The following is a 282-nucleotide window of genomic DNA, read 5'->3' as shown; positions in this document are numbered from 1 at the left end:
CGCATGGCGGCGCTTGTGTGGCGCACGCCATGACCCGGCTCATGATGCCTTGAGTCCATCTCACTCAAGGCGATTGGTGTGGGGGGGTGTGGGTTCGTGATCCGACGATGATGCGGCGGGTGTCGCTGCGTCATCGGGTCGCATCATGCGAGCGCGCCTGATACGGCTTCCCGCGATGTACAGCCACAGCAGCACCGGGGCCAGGCCGCCGAATAAAAAGAGGGCGATCCCCATCCAGACGGACGGCGCAGTGATGGCAACCATCGCGATGACATAGAGCCA

General features: G+C 63.5%; 1 protein-coding gene. It reads right to left on the bottom strand.

The window, feature by feature from the left end; translation table 11 throughout:
- Positions 1 to 60: 60 nt before the first annotated feature.
- Positions 61 to 282, bottom strand: a 222-nt coding sequence (locus tag CDV44_RS28345) for a hypothetical protein (RefSeq protein WP_087691685.1), incomplete at its 5' end; no start/stop codon positions are given.

This window comes from Pandoraea sp. PE-S2R-1 (genome assembly GCF_002179865.1).
Taxonomy (GTDB): Bacteria; Pseudomonadota; Gammaproteobacteria; order Burkholderiales; family Burkholderiaceae; genus Pandoraea.
Note: the sequence above shows the minus strand (reverse complement) of the source record. Positions and strands in the feature narration are given on the sequence as shown.